Source organism: Rhodococcus sp. WB9 (genome assembly GCF_007558985.1).
GTDB lineage: Bacteria > Actinomycetota > Actinomycetes > Mycobacteriales > Mycobacteriaceae > Rhodococcus_F > Rhodococcus_F opacus.
Genome location: NZ_CP041769.1, coordinates 2,076,879 through 2,099,087, shown reverse-complemented (window position 1 = coordinate 2,099,087; position 22,209 = coordinate 2,076,879). Strand labels below are relative to the sequence as shown.

At 69.9% G+C, this 22,209-nt stretch carries 15 protein-coding genes; 8 read left to right on the top strand and 7 right to left on the bottom strand.

Features of this window, described 5'->3' with window-relative positions:
- Positions 1-65: 65 nt before the first annotated feature.
- Positions 66-3,419: an IniB N-terminal domain-containing protein gene (locus FND50_RS09710; protein WP_144285605.1), complete on the bottom strand. Its 3,354-nt coding sequence runs from the start codon at positions 3,417-3,419 to the stop codon at positions 66-68.
- A 357-nt stretch (positions 3,420-3,776) separates the two neighbouring features.
- On the opposite strand from FND50_RS09710, the gene FND50_RS09705 reads away from it, so the two are divergent.
- The 5 genes from FND50_RS09705 (at position 3,777) to FND50_RS09680 (ending at position 11,847) form a co-directional block, all read left to right on the top strand.
- Positions 3,777-5,603: an Hsp70 family protein gene (locus tag FND50_RS09705; RefSeq protein ID WP_144285604.1), complete on the top strand. Its 1,827-nt coding sequence runs from the start codon at positions 3,777-3,779 to the stop codon at positions 5,601-5,603.
- 7 nt (positions 5,604-5,610) lie between these two features.
- The gene (locus FND50_RS09700) at positions 5,611-7,554 is read left to right on the top strand and encodes a LuxR C-terminal-related transcriptional regulator (protein WP_144285603.1); all 1,944 of its coding nucleotides are present in this window, start codon (positions 5,611-5,613) and stop codon (positions 7,552-7,554) included.
- A gap of 153 nt (positions 7,555-7,707) precedes the next feature.
- Positions 7,708-8,865 (top strand): hypothetical protein, encoded by a 1,158-nt coding sequence (locus FND50_RS36050; RefSeq protein ID WP_186301262.1) that lies wholly within the window; start codon positions 7,708-7,710, stop codon positions 8,863-8,865.
- Positions 8,866-8,977: 112 nt separating this feature from the next.
- Entirely contained in the window at positions 8,978-10,297 is a 1,320-nt protein-coding gene (locus FND50_RS09685; protein WP_005238294.1) for a S1 family peptidase, read from the top strand.
- 239 nt (positions 10,298-10,536) lie between these two features.
- Positions 10,537-11,847, top strand: a complete 1,311-nt coding sequence (locus tag FND50_RS09680) for a S1 family peptidase (RefSeq protein ID WP_144285600.1) — start codon at positions 10,537-10,539, stop codon at positions 11,845-11,847.
- A gap of 67 nt (positions 11,848-11,914) precedes the next feature.
- Here the strand turns inward: FND50_RS09680 and FND50_RS09675 are convergent, their stop codons facing one another.
- The 5 genes from FND50_RS09675 to FND50_RS09655 form a co-directional block, all read right to left on the bottom strand.
- A complete protein-coding gene (locus FND50_RS09675) occupies positions 11,915-12,448 on the bottom strand; it encodes an NADPH-dependent FMN reductase (RefSeq protein WP_144285599.1) in 534 nt (177 codons plus the stop codon).
- A 31-nt stretch (positions 12,449-12,479) separates the two neighbouring features.
- Positions 12,480-13,181, bottom strand: coding sequence for a hypothetical protein (locus FND50_RS09670; RefSeq protein ID WP_144285598.1), 702 nt, complete (start codon positions 13,179-13,181; stop codon positions 12,480-12,482).
- The gene (locus FND50_RS09665) at positions 13,178-13,918 is read right to left on the bottom strand and encodes a hypothetical protein (protein ID WP_144285597.1); all 741 of its coding nucleotides are present in this window, start codon (positions 13,916-13,918) and stop codon (positions 13,178-13,180) included. The genes FND50_RS09670 and FND50_RS09665 overlap by 4 nt, the downstream gene beginning before the upstream one ends.
- A gap of 173 nt (positions 13,919-14,091) precedes the next feature.
- Positions 14,092-14,778 carry an ammonium transporter gene (locus tag FND50_RS09660; RefSeq protein WP_144285596.1) on the bottom strand — a complete coding sequence of 229 codons (687 nt, stop codon included), beginning with the start codon at positions 14,776-14,778 and terminating at the stop codon, positions 14,092-14,094.
- A 292-nt stretch (positions 14,779-15,070) separates the two neighbouring features.
- Positions 15,071-15,514 carry a hypothetical protein gene (locus FND50_RS09655; RefSeq protein WP_144285595.1) on the bottom strand — a complete coding sequence of 148 codons (444 nt, stop codon included), beginning with the start codon at positions 15,512-15,514 and terminating at the stop codon, positions 15,071-15,073.
- A 619-nt stretch (positions 15,515-16,133) separates the two neighbouring features.
- Here FND50_RS09655 and FND50_RS09650 point away from each other — a divergent pair.
- From FND50_RS09650 to FND50_RS09640, 3 genes are all read left to right on the top strand, one after another.
- A complete protein-coding gene (locus tag FND50_RS09650; RefSeq protein WP_144285594.1) occupies positions 16,134-19,367 on the top strand; it encodes a (Fe-S)-binding protein in 3,234 nt (1,077 codons plus the stop codon).
- 94 nt (positions 19,368-19,461) lie between these two features.
- Positions 19,462-19,806 carry a hypothetical protein gene (locus FND50_RS09645; protein WP_260850954.1) on the top strand — a complete coding sequence of 115 codons (345 nt, stop codon included), beginning with the start codon at positions 19,462-19,464 and terminating at the stop codon, positions 19,804-19,806.
- Between the two features lie 34 nt (positions 19,807-19,840).
- Positions 19,841-20,209: a hypothetical protein gene (locus FND50_RS09640; protein WP_260850953.1), complete on the top strand. Its 369-nt coding sequence runs from the start codon at positions 19,841-19,843 to the stop codon at positions 20,207-20,209.
- Positions 20,210-20,242: 33 nt separating this feature from the next.
- On the opposite strand, the gene FND50_RS09635 is transcribed toward FND50_RS09640, so the two are convergent.
- Complete coding sequence (locus tag FND50_RS09635) at positions 20,243-22,189, bottom strand: prolyl oligopeptidase family serine peptidase (protein WP_144285592.1); 1,947 nt, start codon at positions 22,187-22,189, stop codon at positions 20,243-20,245.
- Positions 22,190-22,209: the final 20 nt, after the last annotated feature.

The window sequence follows — 22,209 nt, the reverse complement described above, 5'->3', positions numbered from 1 at the left end:
GATTTCGTTACATCGTACGGCGGTTCCGGCCGCCCCGTCTGGGGGATGCCGGAACCGCCGTCTCATCACGGCTCGAGGTGATCGACCACGTCCGTGACGTCGTGCGTCGTGGCCACCGAGGAGTCGGTGTCGCCGAACAGCGAGCCATCGGTGTCCGCGTGCAGGCCCGAGTCGGCGCCGAACGCGTTGTCCGCGTCGATCGACGACCAGGTGTCGGCTCCGGTGTCGACGGCACCGCCCAGGGTGGATCCGAGGTCGCCTGCGATCGAACCGGTGGTGTCGGCCACGACCCCGCCGACCGCACCGAGGTCGGCCGAACCGTCCGTGGTCGCGTCCGCGTCGGCGGAACCGCCTGCCGACGCTCCACCCTCGACCGAACCGCCGGCGGACGCTCCGCCGTCGACCGCTCCGCCCACTGCGGCTCCACCGTCGACCGCTCCGCCGACCGCACCGTCGAGTGCGCCTCCGACCGAGGTGCCGAGGGATCCGAGGCCACCGACGCCACCGGACAATCCGGCGCCGAGACCGGCGACCGCGTCGGTGGTGGCGTCCAGGCCACCGGTCAGACCGGCAGTGGCGTCGACCGCGCTGTCCAGGCCGCCTTCGACTCCACCGGCCACGTCGCCGCCGATTCCGGCCGCGGCATCCACGGTGCCGCCGAGACTTCCGCCGACATTCGCAGCCGTGTCCAGAGCGCCACCGACGGTGCCGCCCAGGTTGGCAGCCGTGTCCAGGACGCCACCGAGATTCGCGTCCACGTTCGCACCGGCGTCGGCGACCGCGCCGACCGAGGCGCCGGCCTCACCCACCGCGTCGACGGCACCGCCGACGCTGCCGGTCAGTGCCGAGCCGAGGCCCGCACCGGTTTCGAAGATTCCACCCAGACCACCGGTGAGGCCGCTGGTCAGACCGGCGCCCAGGCCACCCGCCGTGTCCAGTCCGCCGACCAGGTTGGTTCCGAGGCTGCCGCCCAGGTCCGCTCCGGCGTCGGCAACCGCACCGACACCCGCCGCGACACCGGCACCGATGCCGGCTGCGGCGTCCGCGCCGCCCGCGACGCCGCCACCGACCGCGCCGCCCACGTTGCCCGTGACGTCACTGCCCACGTCGAGCAGTCCGCCGAGTGCGCCGTCGATGCCGCCCGCCAGGCCACCCGCGAGATCGGTGCCCGCGTCGAGCGCACCGTCCAGGGCGCCGCCCACGCCGGCTGCGGCGCCGAGTCCGAGGTCGGCGTCCAGAGCGGAGTCGAGATCGAGTCCGCCACCGGCCTCCAGCGCCGTCTCCAGTGCGGAACCGAGGGTCGCGCTGAGGTCACCGTCGGCTCCGAGGACGCCGCCGAGAGCGGTGCCCAGCGTGCTGCCGATGCTTCCCTCCGCGCCGAGAACGCTGTCGAGGTCGAGGGCGCCGCCGGTCTCCAGCGCACCACCGAGCACTCCGCCCAGGGCCGCGCCGAGGTCTGCGCCCGCACCGCCACCGACGCCGAACGCACCGCCGAGCAGGCCGCCCAGGTCGGTCACGCCGCCGAGGTCGACTCCGCCGTCCGCGCCGAGCACCGCATCCAGCGCCGCACCCAGACCGGCGGTGGCGTCACCGTCGACTCCGAGCACCCCGCCGAGCGCGCCGCTGATGGTGGTGCCCAGGTCGGCGCCGGTGTCGAGGACACCGCCCAGCCCGAGGCCGCTCTCCAGGGCGCCGCCCAGGACCGTGCCCAGATTCGCGCCTGCCTCGCCGCCCAGCCCGAGGGCTCCGCTCAGCGCCGTCGTCAGCTCCGACGTCAGTTCTCCGCCGAGACCGAGGTCGGCGCCCAGCCCGAGGTCCAGTCCACCGTCCAGCAGACCGCCCAGGTCGATGTCCGTCACGCCGCCCGCGCCGAGCACGGCGTCGAGGGTGCTGCCCAATTCCGCGGCCAGGCCGCCGTCCAGGCCGAGGGCTCCGCCGAGGACCGTGCCGAGTGCGGCGTCCAGTCCCAGTCCGCTGTCGAGTGCGCCGGACAGGGCGCCGCCGAGGCCACCGTCCAGATCGAGGGCGCCGCCGAGCAGTCCGCCCAGGGCTCCACCGAGATCGCCGCTGACGTCACCGCCCGCGCCGAGGACGCCGCCGAGGATGCCGCTCAGCGCGCCACCGAGGTCGCCGTCGGCACCGAGAACGGCGCCGAGGTCGAGGCCGCCACCGGCACCGAGAACGGCGTCCAGCGCGGTGCCCAGACCGGCGGTGAGGTCGCCGCCGACTCCGAGTTCACCGCCGAGCAGTCCGCTCAGCGCACCGCCGAGGCTGCCGCCCGCACCGAGGATCGCGTCGAGGTCCAGTCCGCCGCCCAGGTCCGCGATCGAACCGAGGGTCGCGCCGAGTGCGCCACCGAGGTCTGCGCTGAGGTCGCCGCCCGCACCGAGGACGCCACCGAGAGCGCCACCGAGGATTCCACCGAGGTCGGTGCCGAGGACTCCGCCGAGCGAGCCGGCGACGTCACTGAGCAGTTCACCGCCGAGCAAGCCTTCGAGGGTGGCGCCCAGTCCGCCACCGGCGCCGATCGCCGCGTCGAGGGCACCGCCCAGCGCACCGCCGAGACCGGCGTCGACACCGAGCACGCCGCCGAGGGTCGTACCGAGCACGCCACCGAGGTCGAGGCCGCCACCGAGTCCGGCGAGGATGTCACCGTCCAGGCTGCCACCGAGGTCGACGACGCTTCCGAGGGCGGCACCGAGTGCCGCACCCAGCTCGGCGCCCAGGTCGCCGCCGATCGACAGTGCGGGGGCGAGGATCCCGGTGAGGCCACCGGCCACGTCGACCACCGGCAGGGCCGTGATCGCCGCGGTGAGGGTGGTGGCGAGCTGTGCGGTCAGGTCGGCGCCCAGTCCGAGGGCACCTCCGAGGGCTCCGCTGATCGCGGCGCCGATGTCGAGGGCGCTACCGAGGTCGAGACCACCGGTGAGGGAGAGTGCTGCGTCGAGGGCTGCACCCAGCGCGGCGCCGAGCTGCGCACCGATCTCGCCGCCGATCTCCAGGGCCGCACCGAGTGCTGCGCTCAGGCCGGCGGCCAGTTCCGCGGCGAAGTCGAAATCGCCGCCCAGGCCGGCACCGAGACCGAGGCCTGCGCCGGCACCGAGACCGACCGCACCGCCGAGTCCGCCGCCGAGACCGAGGCCGCCGCCCAGGCCGCCACCGACACCTGCGCCGATACCGCCCGCGACGTCACCGGCGACGTCGGCACCGGCGTTGACGATCGCGGCCAGGTCGGCCCCGCCGCCTGCGAACAGTCCCGACTCCGCGACCAGCGGAGCGACGGACACGATGTCCGCGTGGCTCACACCCTGCAGGCCGGCGGCGCACAGCGCCTCGGTCGGGTTGGCGCAGTAGGCAGCCGCAGCCTGCTCGTCGCGAAGAAGGCCGAGGATGAAGTCGAGGACGGCGTTGGTAGCCATGGCAGCTCTCCTGTAGTCGAGGTTCGGGGAGTTCGGTTGGCCACCACAACTGCTGTGACGGCGAGTGAAATACACGTTATGGATCGGCGGGCCCCTTCCCAACGGGGCGGCGCCCCCTACTCGGGGACCCCGGTATCGGGGATCTCCCATCGGGGGCCGGGTCCTCCCCGTTAGGGGATAGGGGGCCATTAGGGGATCGGCCCCGTAACTGCCGTCGACCAGCGGCGTCGCGTAACGAAACGGCCGCCACCCGCGACAATTCGAGTGACCACGACGGCATCGGCCGTTACATACGACGGCGGCACCGTCCGCCTGACGCAGGCGGCGTGACGCCCGCCCGGACCACAGGAGTGGAACATGGCTGCAGCGCTCGGCATCGGTGTCGGATCGGTCAATACAGTGGCCGCCATCGACCCGGACGGGGCGAGCATGACGGATGCCGCCGACCTCACCGTCCTGTCCCGCGCAAGTGTTCTCCACCTCTCCCCCGACCGCGCACCCGTCCTCGGCGACGACACGAGCGAACCGGACGCGGTTACGGTGTCCGACTTCGCGAACCGGGTGGGCGACCCGGTCGGGATCCTCACCGACGACGGTTCGACCTACTCCGGCGAAGACCTGGTGGCTACCGCCGTGAGCTGCATCGTGCACCAGGCCGCGTCGGGTCGGCACGGCCTCCCGACCACCGTCGTCGCCCACCCGACCGTCTGGCCGCCGTACACCGTCGGTGTCCTCGCCGACGCGCTCGAACAGGCCGGCGTCGCGGACGCCACCCTGGTGTCGGAGGCGCAGGCGGTGATGACGTGGCTCGAACGGACCCGCGGCGCCCTCGGCGACGCGTTGACCGTCATCTACGACCTCGGCGGCACCTCGCTCGACATCACCCTCTTCCGTTCGGACGCACACGGCACGGAGACCGGCGTCCTCGGCAAGCCGGTGCGGTCCGAGGACTTCGGTGGCGCCCACTTCGACCACGCCACCATGCAGTACGTCCTCGGCAACGTCGCCGAGGAGTTCGGCGACGTCGACCCGTTCGCCCCCGACACGGTCGCCGCCCTGACCCGGCTGCGGACCCGCTGCACCGCGGCGAAGGAGGCCCTGTCGTCCGACACCGAGGCCACGATCGGCATCGAGCTGCCCGGCATCTCCACCGACGTGCGACTCGTCCGCTCGGAACTCGAAGATCTCATCCGCGAGTCCCTGCAGGAATCGGTGACGCTGGTGCGCGAGAGCATCCACGCCGCCGGCCTCGAATCCAGCGATGTCACCCAGGTGGTGCTCACCGGCGGCAGCGCCGCGATCCCGCTGGTCGCCGAACTGCTGTCGGCGGAACTGCGGGTACCCGTCGTCGCGGCCGAACGTCCGGGCCATACCGCGGCCCTGGGCGCCGCCCTGCTCGCCGCCGACGACGATGCGGGACGCGCCGCCGCCCCGACCGTCGCGCGGATGCCGGTCGTCGCGCCCACCGTGGCACCGGTGACGGCAGCGCCCGCCGCCGCCGAGACCGTCGAGCCGGACGCCGAGACCGTCGTCCTCGCCGCCCGCACCCCCGCACCGACCCTCGCCGAGCCCGCCGCCACCGGCATGTCGCGGAAGAAGAAGGCCGGGATCATCACCGCCTCCGCCGCGGCCATCGCCCTGCTCGCCGCGGGTGGGCTGTCGCTCGGCACCGCCCTCGACATCGCACCGTCGTCCGGCTCGGGTTCCACCACCTCGCAGTCGTCGAGCACGTCGGCGGGCGCGGCGTCCACGTCCGGTGTTCCTGCCGAGGCCGCCGCGACGGGCGCCACCACTCCCGGCACCGAGGCGGCGGGCATCGCCGCCGCGACCGGTGTCCCCGGCACCGCCGCCGGCGTCGCCACCCCGGTCGCCGCCCCCGGCACCGTCCCACCCGGCACCGTGGGACCGGCCGTCGCCGCACCGGTTGCCGCAGCTCCCGGTACCGCACCGGCTCCCGCGGCCGAAGCACCCGCACCCGCACCGGCCCCTGCTCCCGCACCCGCCCCGGCCCCCGCTCCGGCCCCGAGCGTTCCCCAGACCGACGGCGGCGCCGCGATCGCCAACACCATCGTCGGCGGAGCCGGCGCGGTGGGTGACACCGTCAACGGAGTGGGCGACACGGTCGGTGGCGTCGTCGGCGGAGTCACCGGCCTGGTGCCCGGCGTCCTCGGTAACGGCGGATAGGGCGCCGGTGTCCACGCTGCCCTCACCGCTTCCTCCCACGGAACTCGCGGAGCTCGACGGCCCCCAACTGTCCGCTCTCGCACTGGTTCTGCTCGGCAGCGACCTCGACGAGACCGTGGTCGCCCGAGTACTCGACGTCGAACCCGATAGTGCCCGTGCCGCCGTGGACGCGCTCCGCGCGGACGGCTGGGTCGACGAACGGGACACGCTGGTTCACGCGGACCGCACGCATCTCACAACGACGCTCGGCGAGAACCGGCTGACCACGCTCGCTCGCCGCCTGCTCACCCATCACGTCGACGGCGGAACGCTCACGCTGCCCGTCGCCCGCGCGGTCGCCGCGACCGGCACATCGAGCGACGAACTGAGCCGATTCCTCTGCGCCCAGGCCGAACTCGCCGAGCCGGCCACCGCCGTCGCACTGTATGCCGAAGCCGGCCGGGCCGGCAGGCTCGGCGACACCGCCGTCGTCGCATACGCCGAGGCCTGCGCCCTGAACGGCGACCTCGACACCGCGGTCGGGCTGGCCGACTCGGTCCTCGAACGGTCCGGCACCGTCGACGATGCGGAACTCGCTGCGGCGGTCAGGATTTCGGCCGCCGGCGCCGCGTTCTGCGGCATGATCGATCGCAGCGCCGAATTGTACGCCTGGCTCGGCGCGGACCGGGCCGGCGCCGACGCCTCCCTCGCCGCCTCCGTCCTGGTGGTCGCGGGGCGACTCGACGACGCCGAAGCCGTCCTCGCGACGAGCGCGGGCGCACCCCCCACCGCCGCCACCGCCGGCGCCGCACTCGTCGCGACCGGACTCGTCCAGTCGGTGACCGCGTCCGCCAACGCGGCACTGAACTCACTGACGCGTGCGCTGTCGCTGCCCGGTCGCGCGTCCCGGCCACGGGTGCTGCCCGACTCGCCCGCCGCGATCACCGCCCTCGCCGCGCTCCACTGCGGCGAACTCGCCCACGCGGACGCCGTCCTCGCCCGGGCACGGGAAGCCGAACAGCCCGGCAGTGTCACCGCGAACCGGCATCAGCTGCTTACCGCCTGGACGTCCATGGTCCGCGGCGATCTGACCGCCGCGCAGTCCCGGCTCGACGGTCTCGACGCCGCGTCGATGCGGCAGCGCGACCTGCTGTTCGTCCACGGTCTGCGGGTCGGGCTGGCCCGGCGCACCGGCGACAACGCGGCACTGCTCCAGGCCTGGGCGGGCGCGCAGGGCGTGCTCGCCGAGTACTCGGTGGACCTGCTGAGTCTGCTGCCGCTCGGCGAACTGTGGCTGACGTCGATCCGGGTCGGCGAACCCGCCCGGATCACCCACCTCGTCGAGGACGCGCAGTCGTTGCTGCGGACGCTCGGCGAGCCGGCGATGTGGGGATCGGCGCTGCACTGGTACGGCGTGCAGGCCTCGATCCTCGCCGAATGCCCCACAGACCTGATGCCCCACGCCCGCGCACTCGGCGAGGCCGCCCAGGTCAGCACGTACGCGTCCGGGCTCGCCACCGCCGGTCGCGCCTGGCTGCGTGTGCTGCAGGGCGACATCGACGCCGCATCCGTCGAGGACGCGGCCCGCACCCTCGACCGGATCGGCCTGCCGTGGGACGGTGCGCGCCTCGCGGGTGAAGCCGCGCTGCGCGCGTCCGACACGCGGGTCGCGACCACGCTCCTGCAGGTCGCGAGGGCCCTGCGACAGCCGACGTCCGCGGGCAACGGCACCGACTCCGCGGTCGTGTCGAGTCCGAGCACGCCGGGATCGCTCACCGACCGTGAGGCCGAGGTGGCCGAATTGCTCGTCCAGGGGCTGACGTACCGGGAGATCGGGTCACGCCTCTACATCTCCGCCAAGACGATCGAGCACCATGTGGCCCGGATCCGGCGACGGCTGGGCGCCGGGTCGCGGTCGGAGCTGCTGTCGATGCTGCGTGCGATGGGCCACGGGTATTCCGCAGACTCCTGACCCGTGAGTACTTATTAACCGCGGGTGGTTGATAAGTACTCACGGGCGCCGAAGGCGCAGCAGCGCCCCGTGTAACCATTCGACTGCGACAGGCGACACACTGTGCATGGTGCGATGACGCACTCCCTCGAACCGTGCCAGTAAGGATCTTTCATGACCACCGGAGTCGGACTCACCGTCGGCGATTCGGTTTCCACAGCGGTGGTGACCGCTTCCGGAACCGATGTGAGGACGATCGAACACCCGTCCGTCCTGTTCACGGCCCCGGACGGCACGGTTCAGCTCGGCGACCCCGGCACGGAATCGACCGGCGCCGTCCGCGACTTCCTCGCCCGCGTCGGTGAGCCCGCGGGAATCGAGTACGCGGGTTCGCTGACCCGCGCCGAGGACCTCGTCGCGACGGCGATGTTCTGCCTGTTCCGGGAGGCCGCAGACGGACTGTCGGGGACGGTGAAGGTCACCGCGACCCATCCGTCGGACTGGGCACCGGAGATCGTCACGAAGCTGCGCGAATCCCTCGACTACATGGGTCTGGGCGAGGCGACTCTCATCCCGGAGTCGGTGGCGCTCGCCGCTTCACCGGAATCCCCGGCCCACGGCGCGGCACTGCTGGCGGCCGGGCTGGCACTGACCGACGAGGACACGAGCGCCGACACCGAGTCGATTCCGGTCGTCGAGGCCCCGATGCACACCGCGTACTCCGCCGTGACGGCGGTGCCCGCAGCCGCGGCCGCTGCCGCCGACGCGTATCCGCCCGCCGAGACCGAGGCGTCCGCTCCCGCGAGTACACCGACGCCACCCGCCAAGCGCACGAACCGTCGGCCGCTGATCATCGCCGGTGTCGCCGCGGCCGCACTGGTGGTGGCCGGTGGGGCGCTCGCGTTCGCGCTCACCGGCAACGGCAGCACCGCTGTCCCGACGATCCGGGACGCCCAGACCGCGTCGGTGACGACGTCCAGCGCACGACCCACGCAGGCTCCACCCGCGGTCTTCCCGACGGCGAGCACGCAGGAGGTGGCCGTGACGACGGAGGTTGAAGCCCCGGTCCCGGTCGCTCCCCCGCCTGCACCGGTGGAGACGACACCCGTGTTCGTGCCGCCGCCTCCGCCCTCGACGACGCCGGTCATCACCCTCCCCTCGATCACCACGGTCCCGCAGACCACTACGACCACGACGACGCCGCCGGAGACGACCACCACCACAACAACAACGACAACAACCACGACGACGACGACGATGAAGGAACCCGCGGCCGCGATCACCACCACGACCACGCCCGCGAAGCCCGCTGCGAAAAGTCCAGGTCAGTGAGGCTTCGGTCACACCTCCCCGACGGGCCGACCCGTCCGTAGCTTAAGGTGGGGCGCTGATACCCACCCCAGAAGGAATCCTCAGTGAACGGATTCCGTGCAGAAGGGATTTCATGCGTAACGTGCTGGCGCACCGCGCCGCTGTTGTAGGCGCCTCGGCAATGCTTCTTCTCTTTCCGTTTTCCACCGCCGCCCAGGCCGACCCTGTTACGCAGCCCGACACCACTCAGCTGAGCGCCGACAAGTTGCCGGCCGAACTCGTCGAGGCCATCACCCGCGACCTGAAGATCAGCCCGCAGGAGTACCTCGACCGCGCCGCGAAGGCACAGGAGCTGGGCAGTTACGCCGAGGACTTCCGGGAACAGCATCCCGACGACTTCGCCGGGGCCTGGATCGGCCTCGACGGTCAGCCCGTCGTCGCGGTCACCACGGACGAGGCCGCCGACGCCGCAGCCAAGGCCGGGTACGACACCCGCATTGCGCCCGTGTCCGCGAACGGCCTGGAGAAGACCCTCTCCGACGTGAACGGCTGGATCGCGGGACTGCCGAAGGACGTGGCGTCCCAGGTCAACTCCGCGTCGATCGACGTCCTCGAGAACCGCGTCGTCATCGACGTCGTCAACAGCCCCATCGGCCAGGCGCTGAACCTGCCGACGCTGCTCGCCAACGTCAAGGTCATGCTGAGCCCCGGCGGCGGCGGTCCGGTGGAGCGGGGCCCCCTCGCCGGTGACACCTACATCACCACCGCGGGTGAGCTGCCGAAGACGCCGATCTCGGAGATCTCCGTCTGCTCGCTGGGCTTCAACGCCGTGGACGACAGCGGCCAGGCCGTGAACATCAGCGCCGGACACTGCAACCCCGCCGAGGGTCAGCCGTCGCCGGTGTTCCTCCCCAACCACCAGAACGTCGACGACAGCCAGCAGATCGGCGCGTTCTCGAAGTCGTCGGTGGGCAACCCGGCCGACAAGCTGGACTACTCGGTGATCAAGCTCAACGAGGCAGGCGTCAAGGCCGGTCTGGACCGTCCCGCGGTTCGCGGCGCGAACGGCACCACGCTGGAGATCACCGGCACCGCCCGGCCCGTCGTCGGCGCCCCGATCTGCAAGTCGGGTCAGACGTCGTCGTTCACGTGTGGCGTGGTGGCGGCCGATCACGTCGAGACGCAGCTGTTCGTCGCCGACGGTTCGAGCCGCGTGGTCAACGGTTTCGCCGGCACGGCCTGCACCCTCGCGGGTGACAGCGGCGGCGCCATCGTCACCGGAACCCTCGCGCTGGGTATCACCAGTGGTTCCAACGCCAGTGGCGCCCCCAACTGCACGGAGGCGAACCTGGTGCTGGCACCGGAGGGTGGCACCGCCAGCCTGGGCATCCCTGTCGCGGACATCGTGGACACGATCGGATCCGGGATGCGCGTGCGCACCATCTCCGACTAGTTCTCCACCGCTCCACCCGGTGCCCGGTGTCCGTTGCTCTCGGACACCGGGCACAGGTGCATTCAGGGGTGGTGTCCGCTTTGTCCTGCTGCGCCGTCCACCGAGAGTGTTACAGGTGGGAATAGACGGGGCGAACCCATATAGTCGACTCCGACTGTGTACGGCCTTACCTGTCGGGGGGTCGTATTCGTATGCGCCCGCGAGGCAACTGCGAACAAACAAACATCAGAAAGGCCCCCATGCGAAGCTCCATCGCACGTCGTGCCGCCGTGTTCGGCTCCGCCGCGCTGCTGCTCCTCGGTCCGGTCGCCGCCTCCGCTCAGGCCGATCCGGTCGAGCCCGGAGTGTCCGGCCAGGCCGCCAAGCTTCCCGCGGAACTGATCGACGCTATCCAGCGTGATCTGTCGCTGAGCCCGGACCAGTACCTGGAGCACTCCGAGCTGGGCCAGAAGCTGGCCGAGTTCGCGAAGATCGCCCGCATCCAGTTCCCGGATGCGTTCGCCGGAACGTGGCTCGACAATGCCGGCACCCCCATCGTCGGGCTCGCCGACGGTGCGGACAAGGACGCCGCCGTCGCCGCGGCCGAGAAGGCCGGCTTCCAGGTGAAGGATGTGGCACAGAGCGAGAGCAGCCTGCAGGCTCAGGTGAAGTCGCTCGACGGTTGGCTGGACACCCAGCCGCCCGCCGTCGCGGACCTCGTTCGCGGTGTGGCCATCGACATCGTGAACAACGATCTCGTGCTCCGCGCCGACAACGTGGGCGGGTTGCAGCTTCCAGACTTCCTGAAGGGCGCACGCGTCGTGCAGTCGCCTGCCACGGCCGCTCCGCTGCCGTCCACCGACCTCACCCCCATCGCCGAACCGCTCCCCGCCGACGCCCTGCTAGGCGGCGACGCGTACGGCTCGCTCGGCGGCGGAGTGGGGCTGCGGTGCTCGCTCGGTTTCAACGGCACCGACAGCTCGGGCGGCCCGGTGAACATCACGGCCGGACACTGCGACCCCAACCGGGACGCTGCCGGCACCTCGGAGGCGTCGGAGGCGTTCTCTCTGGTCCCGGGTGGCACCGGTCCGCGGATCGGCACCTTCGCCAAGACCAGCCTGGACATCCACGACTACTCGATCATCCGGGCCGACGACAACGCCGCACACCGGTTCGAGAACAACGGCGTCCGGGTTCCCGGCGCAGCGCCGGTCGCCATCACCGGAACCGCCGATCCGATTGTCGGCGCCCCGGTGTGCAAGTCGGGTCTGACCACCGGTTTCACGTGCGGTGTCGTCACGTCCGTCGCGCAGACCGTCTCGGTCGGTGAACGCACGCTGGCCGACAGCTTCTCGACGAGCATGTGCGCCCTGCAGGGCGACAGCGGCGGCACGATCGTGACCGGCACGCTGGCACTCGGAATTTCGAGCGCCTCCAATGTCGGGCAGTACCCGATCTGCCAGGTCGCGGACGTCGTCACGTTCGTTCTCGGCGAGAGCCCCGAGTTGTTCGCCACCCCGATCAACGAGGTGCTGGCCGAGAACCCGGGTCTGCGCGTGCGCACCTCGTAACGCACTCCGCCTGCGACAGCGGCCCGCTTCCCTCTCGGGAGGTGGGCCGCTGTCGTCGTTCGCGCACTCAGGCCGCGTTGGGCCGGACCGCCCGGGCATCCCGCAGGGTGGTGCCCCACCATTCGATCTGGTCGAGCATGTTCTTGACCGCACTCGAGCTGACTGCCGGGTCGAGCGGCTCCCCGTGCTCGTCGAACACCGCCCCCGCACCGTGAAAGCCGACACTGTCGCGGACCGTGACCGCGTGAAGTTCCGCGAACACCAACCGCAGCTGTTCCACCGCGCGGAGTCCCCCGCCCATCCCGCCGTACGACACGAAGCCGACGGGCTTGGCCCGCCACTCGTCGCGGAACAGGTCGATGGCGTTCTTCAGGACCGCGGGAAAGCTGTGGTGGTACTCGGGCGTCACCACGACGAAGGCGTCCGCGGCCGCGAGCCGCGCCCCCACTGCGGCCACCGCAGGCTCTGCGTCGGTGCCGAAAGCCGGGACCACCACGGGCAGTGGGACGTCCGCGAGGTCAATGACGTCGAGAGCGGCGCGAACGAACCAGTCGGCGACGGTGGCTGCGAATCTGCCCTCTCTGGTGCTGCCGACGATCACGGCAACCGGCTGCCGAGCGCGCGGGAACTGATCAGGCGGTGGGCTCGGGCGCGGGCGGAACGAACGGCGTGTTGATGGTGACGAGGTACTGGATTCCGAGTATCACCAGTGCGGCGCCGCCCACGAAGATGGTGCCGGCCAGCCCGCCGGCGGCGAATCCCGCCAGCAGCCCGCCGAGGCACCCGACCGGCGTGCCGATCACGGTCACGGCGAACAGGCCGCACCCGACCGCAAGACCCACGGCGCCGAAGATCACACCGAAGATCAGGCCGCCGATCAGCGTCGCGTAACCGAGGTAACTGTTGAAGTCGGCGAGCGCCGAGTCGTCACGCTCTTCCTGAGTGTCGAATCCTTCCTGCGCAACCGATTTCACGGACGACGCGACGTCGGCGGGAACCTGCGGGGTAAGCGTCACCTTCCGCCCGTCGACGTCGGCGTCGATCGGATAGACGGCGTCGCCGACCCGAATCGTGAGCGGCAGTACAGCCACCAGCTTGCCGCTGTCGTCCACCACCTCGATCGCTTCCCGGGTGCCGGTGATCCGGAAGGCGCCCGCGTCGATCGACGTGACGACGGACTCCCCCTCGGTGTGTGCCTCGTAGCCGATGTCGGACGAATCCTGCTGCGCCAGTGGAGCTGTGTGTGCGGTCCCGGCGGAGATCCCGAGGGCCGCGACGACGAGGAACGCTGCTCCGGTGACGGCCCGCAGGTTCCGTGCGAACCGGCCGCTCATGCCGTGGGTTCCGGTGCGACGAACGGGCTGTTGATGGTGTTGAAATACTGAATGCCCAGAACCACCAGGGCGCCACCGCCGACGACGATGGTGCCGGCGAGCGCGACGACGGGCGCGACGATCAGCGCACCCCCGATGCACCCGGCCACCGGCCCCGCGAGGCCCAGGAACGGAATCACCAGCGCAGCCGTGCCGGGGATGACGCCGATCGCGCATCCGATCGCCCCACCGATGATGGCGGCGACGATCGCGGTGATCGCGCTCGTGATGCCGAGTTGCTGCTGGAAGTCGTCGAGTGCGCGATCGTCGCGTTCCTGTTTGTCCTGCGGCGCGGCGACGTCGTCGAGGGTGAGGCGTTCCGACACGGGTACGGGGGTCGCTGCCGACGGATCCATGTTCGGGACGAGTCGCAGGACGCGAGCGGACTCGTCGACCGCCACGGCGAAGGGATGCTGCAGGTCGTCGACCCGGAAGAAGGTGGGAATGGAGGCGACGACGCGGCCGCCGTCGTCGACCACGTCGACGGTGTCGTTCGCGTCGTTGATCGAGAAGGCGCCGGCGTCGAGGGTGGCCACAGCGGCGTCACCGTCGCGAGCGGTCTGGTAGTTGATGTTCGGGATGCCCTGTTCCGCACCCGGCTGGGGTGCGGCGGCCGGATCGGCGTATGACGTGGCCGCTCCGACGCCCATCGCCGCGACGACGAGCATGGAGGTGGCAGTAAACCGTCGGAGGTTCATCGAGATCCGTTTCGAGAGCAGCGCTGTGACGGACGAAGGTTAGCCTAAGCATGGGCCGGTCAGGCAGATCAGCTCTGCGGGTGTGACGAGGTTCACGGTCGCGAGGCCGCGCAACGACGAACCGCCCGCCTCCGAAGGGAGGCGGGCGGCGTCTGAGGTACTGCGGGGTGCGGCTACTTCACCCACTTCGTGGTGCCGGGCGGTGCGTTCAGCGTGTTGATCAGGTCGATACCGGCGATGGCCAGCGTGGGGCCGCCCACCACGATCGTGCCGAGAAGGGCACCGATTCCCGCGCCCGTCACGCCGAACGGCAGGCATCCGAAGACCGCGACCGGCGTCCCGACCACGCAGCCGACGGCGAATCCCAGGATTCCACCCACGATGGTGCCGCCGAGACTGCCGACCGTCATCGCGATGCCGAGCTGCTGCTGGAACGCCGACTGGGCCCGGGTGTTCTCGTCGATCGACGCCACGTCGTGCAGCGCGATGGGCGTGATCCGATCCTCGGGCGAGATCGGCGTCGCCTCGGCCTTGTCGACGCTCGGCGTCAGGCGCAGGGTCTTTCCGTCTTCGGTGATCTCTTCCTCGAACGGGAACTGCAATCCGTCGAACCGGTACGCGAGCGGGAGGGAAACGACAGTTGCCCCACCCGCATCCTTGATCGCAACGGACTTCCCGTCCGATGCAAGCGCGAAGGCGCCGGCGTCGAGCGTGGTCACGACCGTGCGGTCCTCGATGTGGGATTCGTATCCGATCTCGGTGCCCGGCTCGGCGACGGGTTCCGCGTCCGCCACCCCGGACCCGGTCGCGAGCACACCCACCAAAAGTGCCGAAGTCGTAACGATACGACGCAACTTCATTCCATCCCCTTAAGGTTTCAACCCCATCCGTTGCTAAACAGTAACTTGCAGCTGTGACAGATCCCAATTGAGTCTCGCCTCGAGAAAAGGCGCTCACGAAATAGTCTGCTCAGGGTTATGAAAAATTGCGCCCAGAACGGCATCGGGATCGAATTTCAAGAGTTCCACCAGTCGGGGATGCAGTTATTCTCACACAAAGCGGGGAACCGGTCGGTTTATTCGCGGTCGCCTCCACTCACGACTCGACCCCGCCGTGTGAGGCACGACGGGGCCGGGCGCTGATACGAGGGCTCTACTCGTCCCGGTCCGCGTAGATCGACGTCCCCGGAGCGGCGTTGTACGTCTCCCACAACTGGTATGCACTGACACCGAGAGTGGGACCCCCGGCGACGATCGTTCCGACGACCCCGCCGATACCGGCTCCGGTAACCAGACCGGGAAGGCACGCAGGAAGTGTTGCGATACAGCCGATTCCGGCACCGGCCATGGTTCCGACCAGGCTGCCGACCGTGACGGCGATGCCGACCTGCGCACCGAACTGGGCGAACGCCCTGTCGTTCTCCTCGCGGGATGCGACGTCGTGGAACGGCAGCGAAGGAACCGCGGGCGCCGCCGTTGCCGGAACAGGCGCCGCTGGAGCGGGTGCCGCCACCGGCCCTGCATGAGAAACCCCGGCAGCGAGCCCCATGGCGGCGACCGCCATCCCTGCCGTGACTGCAGCTTTTCTCACGATCATTGATGCCTCATTTCAGGAGCGTCCCGACGAAGTACTGGTGTGATCGAAGTGCACTGCACGGCCCCCCGTGCGACCGCTGGCCAGGGCCGGAAAACACGCTCAGAGTAACAGCGGAATCACGGCCGAAATGTTCATTGACGAAAAATTCGTCGCGCCCGCAAGTTACCGATCGGTAGCAAATCAATCGGGTGTAATTCGCGCGAATTACACGAGATGAATTACGTCACTCGGCCTGTTATCGAGAGGACGGAACGTGCGTACGCGGAATATTTGCCCATCGTTATCCGAACGCAATGCAACCGCGTCGAATTCGTGACGAAAACGACCTCTGAAGCCCTCTCACGAAGCCGCTCGGACGGCCTCCGGCGGCTGCCGGCCGGAGTTAGGGCGACCTTGGGTGAGCGCCGCAATTTCGACCCTTTAACGTGACGAACAGAAAGTCCGATTGTGGCATGCACCACATGCCTCATCGGCGCCCGAGCTGCAGAGATCCCGCCGAACACCGGTAAGTTACCCGCAGGTAGACTAAATAAGTTACTAGCGGGTAACTTAGCAAGCGTTAGGATCACGAGCAGTCCCGAGGTGGCCGCCCTGCCGCCCTGAAACGAAAGGCCGCGACATGAATGCCCTGACGATCACGTTGGGCACCATCGGCGTGCTGCTGAGCCTCGTATGTTGGTTCTCCTTCATCACTGGCGCATTGAAGATGGTCAACGTCGTCCGGATCGGCCAGTCGGCCCCGGACCGATGGCGCCCCTTCTTCCCGCGCTTCAAGCAGATGTGTGTGGAGTTCATCGCGCACACCCGTATGAGCAAGTTCCGCACCGTCGGCTGGGCTCACTGGCTGGTCATGGTCGGGTTCATGCTCGGAGCCATCGTGTGGTTCGAGGCGTACGGGCAGACGTTCGACCCGGCGTTCCACTGGCCGCTGGTCGGCAACACCGCCGTCTACCACTTCATCGACGAGATCCTCGGCCTCGGCACGGTCATCGGTATCACCACGCTGATCGTGATCCGCCAGCTCAACCACCCCCGCGTGCCCGCCCGGCTGTCCCGGTTCAGTGGTTCCGACTTCAAGGCCGCGTACTTCGTCGAGGCCGTCGTCCTCATCGAGGGCCTGGGCATGATCTTCGTGAAGGCCGGCAAGATCGCCACCTACGGCCACGCCAACCCGTGGACCGACTTCTTCACGATGAACCTCGCGAAGCTGCTGCCCGCGAGCCCGAACATGGTCGCGTTCTTCGCCTTCGTCAAGCTGATGTCGGGCATGATCTGGCTCTACGTCGTCGGCCGCAACATCACCTGGGGTGTCGCCTGGCACCGCTTCGCGGCGTTCGCGAACATCTACTTCAAGCGTGAGGACGACGGCGACGTCGCCCTCGGTGCGGCCAAACCCATGATGTCGGGTGGCAAGCCCATCAACATGGAGGACGCCGATCCGGATACCGACACGTTCGGCGCCGGCAACATCGAGGACTTCTCCTGGAAGGGCTGGCTGGACTTCACCACCTGCACCGAGTGCGGGCGCTGCCAGTCGCAGTGCCCCGCCTGGAACACCGGCAAGCCGCTGTCGCCGAAGCTGCTCATCACGTCGCTCCGCGACCACGGTTACGCGAAGGCCCCGTACCTGCTGGCCGGTGGCCGCAAGGACATGGGCGGCGACGAGATCGGCCTGGTGGACGGCGACGGCGCCGTGGACGAGGCCAAGCTGGCCGCGATCCCCGAGGCTGCACGCCAGGAGGCCGAGCGCAAGCTGGTCGGCGAAACCGTCGAAGGCGAGCTGGCTCCGGTCATCGACGCCGAGACGCTGTGGAGCTGCACCAACTGTGGCGCGTGTGTCGAGCAGTGCCCCGTCGACATCGAGCACGTCGACCACATCATCGACATGCGCCGCTACCAGGTGCTGATCGAGTCGGAGTTCCCGTCCGAGCTGGCCGGCCTGTTCAAGAACCTCGAGAACAAGGGCAACCCCTGGGGTCAGAACTCCAAGGACCGTCTCAACTGGATCAAGGAGATGGACTTCGAGATCCCGGTGTTCGGCCAGGATGCAGACAGCTTCGAGGACTACGAGTACCTCTTCTGGGTCGGCTGCGCCGGCGCCTACGAGGACCGCGCCAAGAAGACCACCAAGGCCGTCGCCGAGCTGCTCGCCACCGCCGGCGTGAAGTTCATGGTGCTCGGCGCCGACGAGACGTGCACCGGTGACTCCGCTCGCCGCGCAGGTAACGAATTCCTGTTCCAGCAGCTCGCCATGCAGAACATCGAGTTGCTGAACTCGGTCTTCGACGGCGTCGAGCAGCGCAAGCGCAAGATCGTCGTCACCTGCGCCCACTGCTTCAACGCGCTCGGCAACGAGTACCCGGAGGTCGGCGGCGAGTACGAGGTGGTTCACCACACTCAGCTGCTCAACCGCCTGGTCCGCCAGAAGAAGCTGATTCCGGTCGCGTCCGTCGGTGAGGACGTCACCTACCACGACCCCTGCTTCCTCGGTCGCCACAACAAGGTCTACGACGCACCCCGCGAGCTGATGGAAGCCTCCGGCGTCAAGCTGAAGGAAATGCCCCGTCACGGCGAACGGTCCATGTGCTGTGGTGCCGGTGGTGCCCGCATGTGGATGGAAGAGAACATCGGCAAGCGCATCAACATCGACCGGGTCGACGAGGCGCTCAGCACGGATCCGAAGAAGATCGCGACCGGCTGCCCGTTCTGCCGCGTCATGCTCACCGACGGCGTCACCGCTCGCCAGGAGTCCGGCCAGGGCGAGGGCGTCGAGGTCGTCGACGTCGCCCAGCTGATGCTCTCGTCCATCACGCGTCTCGCGCCCGAGAAGCTGAGCGAGAACATCACGGTCATCCCCCGCGAGAAGCCGGCCGAGCCGGCAGGATCGCCGGCAGCAGCCGAGGCCACGGCCGAGGTGGTGGAGAAGGAGCGCGTCGAGGAGGTCGAGGAGGCCGCTGCAACGCCGGCCGCCACGGAAGCTCCCGCGGGCAAGGGCCTGGCGATGAAGGGCCTGGCCGAGGCACCCGGGGCGAAGGCTCCCGGCGCCAAGGCACCCGGCAAGGGGCTCGGCATGGCAGGCGGGGCGAAGGCACCCGGCGCCAAGAAGGCTGCTCCTGCTACGGCCGAGGCTGCCGGTACGGAGGCGCCCGCAGCGGAGGCACCCAAGCCCAAGGGCCTCGGACTCGCCGGCGGCGCGAAGGCACCGGGCGGCAAGGGTCTGCAGATGAAGGGTGCCGCCAAGGCTCCCGGCGCGAAGGCCGCCGCTCCGGCTGCCGAAGCACCGGCGACAGAGGCTCCCGCAGCGGAAACCCCTGCTCAGGACGCCCCCGCGGCGAAGCCGAAGGGACTCGGACTCGCGTCCAGCGCCAAGGCACCGGGCAAAGGTCTGCAGATGAAGGGCAAGGCGAAGGCTCCCGGCGCGAAGGCCGCTCCCGCGGACGCTCCCGCCGAGCCGGCAATCGCCGAACCCCAGGGTGCCGAGCCCCAGGCTTCCGAACCGCAGGTCGCCGACACGTCCTCCGCTTCGGAGGCCCCCGCTGCCGAGGCGCCGAAGGCTCCCCCGGTGGCGAAGGCCGGTGGGCTCGGTTTCAAGAGCGGCGCCAAGGCTCCCGGAGCTCGCAAGGCCGCGGCCCCCAAGGCCGCAGCTCCGAAGGCCGAAGCACCCGCGGCCGAGGCTCCCGCAGCTGAAGCACCGAAGGCCGAGGCAACCGAGACCGCGGCTCCGAAGGTCGAGGAGTCGAACGGCGACGGATCCAACGGCAAGGCACCGGAAACGGTGAAGGCTCCGCCGCCGGCCAAGCCTGGCGGACTCGGTTTCAAGGCAGGCGCGAAGGCACCGGGCCGGAAGAGCTAGCCGACTGCAGTGAACAGCAGCGCCCCCACCGATCACGGTGGGGGCGCTGCTGTTTTCCGTGACGGCCCGCGTTGCGCACGGCGTAACCTCCGACATGATGACTTCGGGCGCCGATCTCACTTTTCGCCGCGCCGCCACGTACACGGTGGCGGTCATGGGCGGTGCAGTGGTCGTTGCGCTCCTCTCGGTCGCGTGGATGTCGATCGGGTCCGGTGACCGCGCCGAGTCGATGATGGAGTGTGCCGGCGGAGAAAAGTACGTCCTTGTTTTCGGCCCACCCGCGTTGCTGCTCCTGGGCGGGATCGGAGCTTTCGTGCAGACCTACCGGGTGTGGCGGGCCGGTGGCCGGTGGCAGATCTGGCAGGGTGCGGGCTGGATGTTGTTCGTGTTCATGCTCATCTACGCCTCACTGTCGGCTGGCGCTCTCACCGAGGCCTGACCTCGGCCTCTTCGGTATCCGGTTCGCGGTCAGGTTGATTCGCGCGGGCGCGACCGACGCGCCGGCACTGGCCCGCGAGCTGACGGCGCACAGTGGCCTCGAGGACCTTCGCCGCACACCGCATCTGCAGCTCGGTCAGCGCAGCACCGAATTGAAAGCGCACTCGGCGCTCAGCTCGCTGCAGGCCGTGCTGACGCGGACACTGTCGTCGGCGAGCCGCAGCCTGAACAGGGCGGCCGATCGGCTGCTCGCGGACACCCACGTGTTCCGGGAACTGCGGGTGTTGTCGGACTGCCCACCACCTTCTTGGCGGTCCCAGGCGGGACGCCCGGCCATCGACCCCGCAACGGTTCAGGCGTGCGCGTGCGCGGCGCGTTCCTGCGAGGCTCGGCTCGCGGGATGACGAGGTGCGGCGTTCACCGGGGAGTGGCCGCCGCTATCCCTCGGGTCGCCAGAGTTCGAGTCGCGGAATGTCCGGTGGCTCGAATCCCAATACCTGGCCGTAGAAGGACAGTTCGGCGTTACGCGAGCTGATCAGGGTGGCCAGCTTCCGGAATCCGTGCGACTCCCCCTCGTACTCGAGGTAACCGTGCGGGATGCCCTTCTCCACGAGCGCATCCCGGAACCGTTCCGCCTGCGACGGCGGCACGATCGGATCGTCGAGACCCTGCAGGAGCAGGACCGGGCAGTTCAGTCCGCCAACGTTGTTCAGCGGTGCACGTTCGGCGTAGAGGTCGGCCGCCTCGGGCAGCGGACCGATCAGGCCGTCGATGTACCGGGACTCGAAGTCGTGCGTCTCCTTCACGAACCCGTCGAGTTCGGCCACCCCGAAGTAGGACGCACCGCACGCGAACACGTCCGACGTGGTCAGCGCCGCGAGCACGGTCCACCCGCCGGCGGATCCGCCCTCGATCGCCAGCCGGCCGGGGTCCGCCATGCCGGCCTCGGCGAGGCCGGTCACCGCCGTCACCACGTCCTCGACGTCGACGACCCCCCACTGTCCCCGCAGCCGGTTGCGATACTCGCGACCGTATCCCGTGGACCCGCCGTAGTTCACGTCGACGACGCCGATTCCGCGGCTGGTGAAGAACGCGAACACGGGATTCAGCGAAGGCGCGACCCGCGACGTCGGTCCGCCGTGCACGAACGCCACATACGGCGGCAACTCCCCGTCCTCGCCCCGGTACCGCGGGTGACGCGGCGGGTAGGCGATCACGTGGACTTCACGTTCGGCGCCCTGGAACGTCAGCTGCCGGGCCTCGGGGAGATATGCCGCCTCGGGAAGTTCGGTGACCGACAGCCGGACCGTGCGGAGCGCACCGGTGTCGAGGTCGAGTTCGCGCAGGCCCGACGGGGTCTGGGCGCCGCCGGTGAGCAGCAGGATCCGGTTGCCGTTGCGGTCCCCGAGGCCGACGCTGGTGAGCCCGTCCAGCGGGATGTCCACGAGCGAACCGGTCGCGGGATCGAGGACGGCGAGGGTGTCGGTTCCGAACGTCCGCACGGTCAGGAGTGTGCCGTCGTCGCGGCGGGTGTGCCACCGGCCGCCGAGCATCCACAGCGCGCCGCCGAAGTCGGCGTCCATCGGGCACAACGCGACCGGGTCGGGATCGTCGATGCCGACGCGGTAGAGATTCCACCAGCCGCTGCGGTCGCTGATCGTGTACAGGTCGGCGGGACCGTCCCATTCCGGTTGCAGCACCGATTCCTCGGGACCGCCGAGAAGTGTCCGCACCTTCCCTGTCACGCGGCCGCCTTCGACCGCCACGACCCTGAGCTCGGTGCCGTCCCATGGCATCTGCGGGTGGTCCCACGCGATCCAGGCGAGGTGCCTTCGATCCGGGGACAGCCGCGGATTGGCCAGGAAGTCGGAGCCGGCGACGACGGACCGCACCCGGTGCGGGTCGTTCGCCGCCGACCCGTCCAGCGGAATCACACAAATGTCGCGGGAGACGCCACCGTCCGTGTCGTGCATCTCGCGCACGGCCCACACCTCGCCGTCGATCACCGACAGGTCGCCGTACCGCAGCGAGCAGGGCTGCGGCGGCTCCGGCGTCAGCGGCACCGGCGTCCCGCCTTCGAGCAGGTACAGGCGCTGATCGCTGAACTCGGCGAACACCAGGCGGCCGGCGTCGGTGACGGTCCAGGCGCCGCCGCCGTACTCGTGAACGCGGGTGCGGGCGTTCCACGGCGCGGGCAGGACGTCTTCCGGTTCGTCGTCCAGACCGAGGCGCCGCACCGCGACCCGCCCGCCTTCGCTGGGTCGCAGTTCCGACCACCACACGTCGTCGCCCACGTACCGGCCGCCCTCGACGGGGTGGCCGCTGGAGGCGAGATCCGCCGCCGCGATCGGAGAGGGCCAGGAACCGTAAGGCGCAGAGGTCATCCGCAGAGGATATTCCGCCG

Excerpts from the sequence above, each read along its gene's own strand:
- FND50_RS09650 (WP_144285594.1), top strand. The coding sequence starts at position 16,134 with ATGAATGCCCTGACGATCACGTTGGGCACCATCGGCGTGCTGCTGAGC.
- FND50_RS09660 (WP_144285596.1), bottom strand. The coding sequence starts at position 14,778 with ATGAAGTTGCGTCGTATCGTTACGACTTCGGCACTTTTGGTGGGTGTG.
- FND50_RS36050 (WP_186301262.1), top strand. The coding sequence starts at position 7,708 with ATGACCACCGGAGTCGGACTCACCGTCGGCGATTCGGTTTCCACAGCG.
- FND50_RS09635 (WP_144285592.1), bottom strand. The coding sequence starts at position 22,189 with ATGACCTCTGCGCCTTACGGTTCCTGGCCCTCTCCGATCGCGGCGGCG.
- FND50_RS09710 (WP_144285605.1), bottom strand. The coding sequence starts at position 3,419 with ATGGCTACCAACGCCGTCCTCGACTTCATCCTCGGCCTTCTTCGCGAC.
- FND50_RS09705 (WP_144285604.1), top strand. The coding sequence starts at position 3,777 with ATGGCTGCAGCGCTCGGCATCGGTGTCGGATCGGTCAATACAGTGGCC.
- FND50_RS09685 (WP_005238294.1), top strand. The coding sequence starts at position 8,978 with ATGCGTAACGTGCTGGCGCACCGCGCCGCTGTTGTAGGCGCCTCGGCA.
- FND50_RS09645 (WP_260850954.1), top strand. The coding sequence starts at position 19,462 with ATGATGACTTCGGGCGCCGATCTCACTTTTCGCCGCGCCGCCACGTAC.
- FND50_RS09670 (WP_144285598.1), bottom strand. The coding sequence starts at position 13,181 with ATGAGCGGCCGGTTCGCACGGAACCTGCGGGCCGTCACCGGAGCAGCG.
- FND50_RS09665 (WP_144285597.1), bottom strand. The coding sequence starts at position 13,918 with ATGAACCTCCGACGGTTTACTGCCACCTCCATGCTCGTCGTCGCGGCG.
- FND50_RS09680 (WP_144285600.1), top strand. The coding sequence starts at position 10,537 with ATGCGAAGCTCCATCGCACGTCGTGCCGCCGTGTTCGGCTCCGCCGCG.
- FND50_RS09655 (WP_144285595.1), bottom strand. The coding sequence starts at position 15,514 with ATGATCGTGAGAAAAGCTGCAGTCACGGCAGGGATGGCGGTCGCCGCC.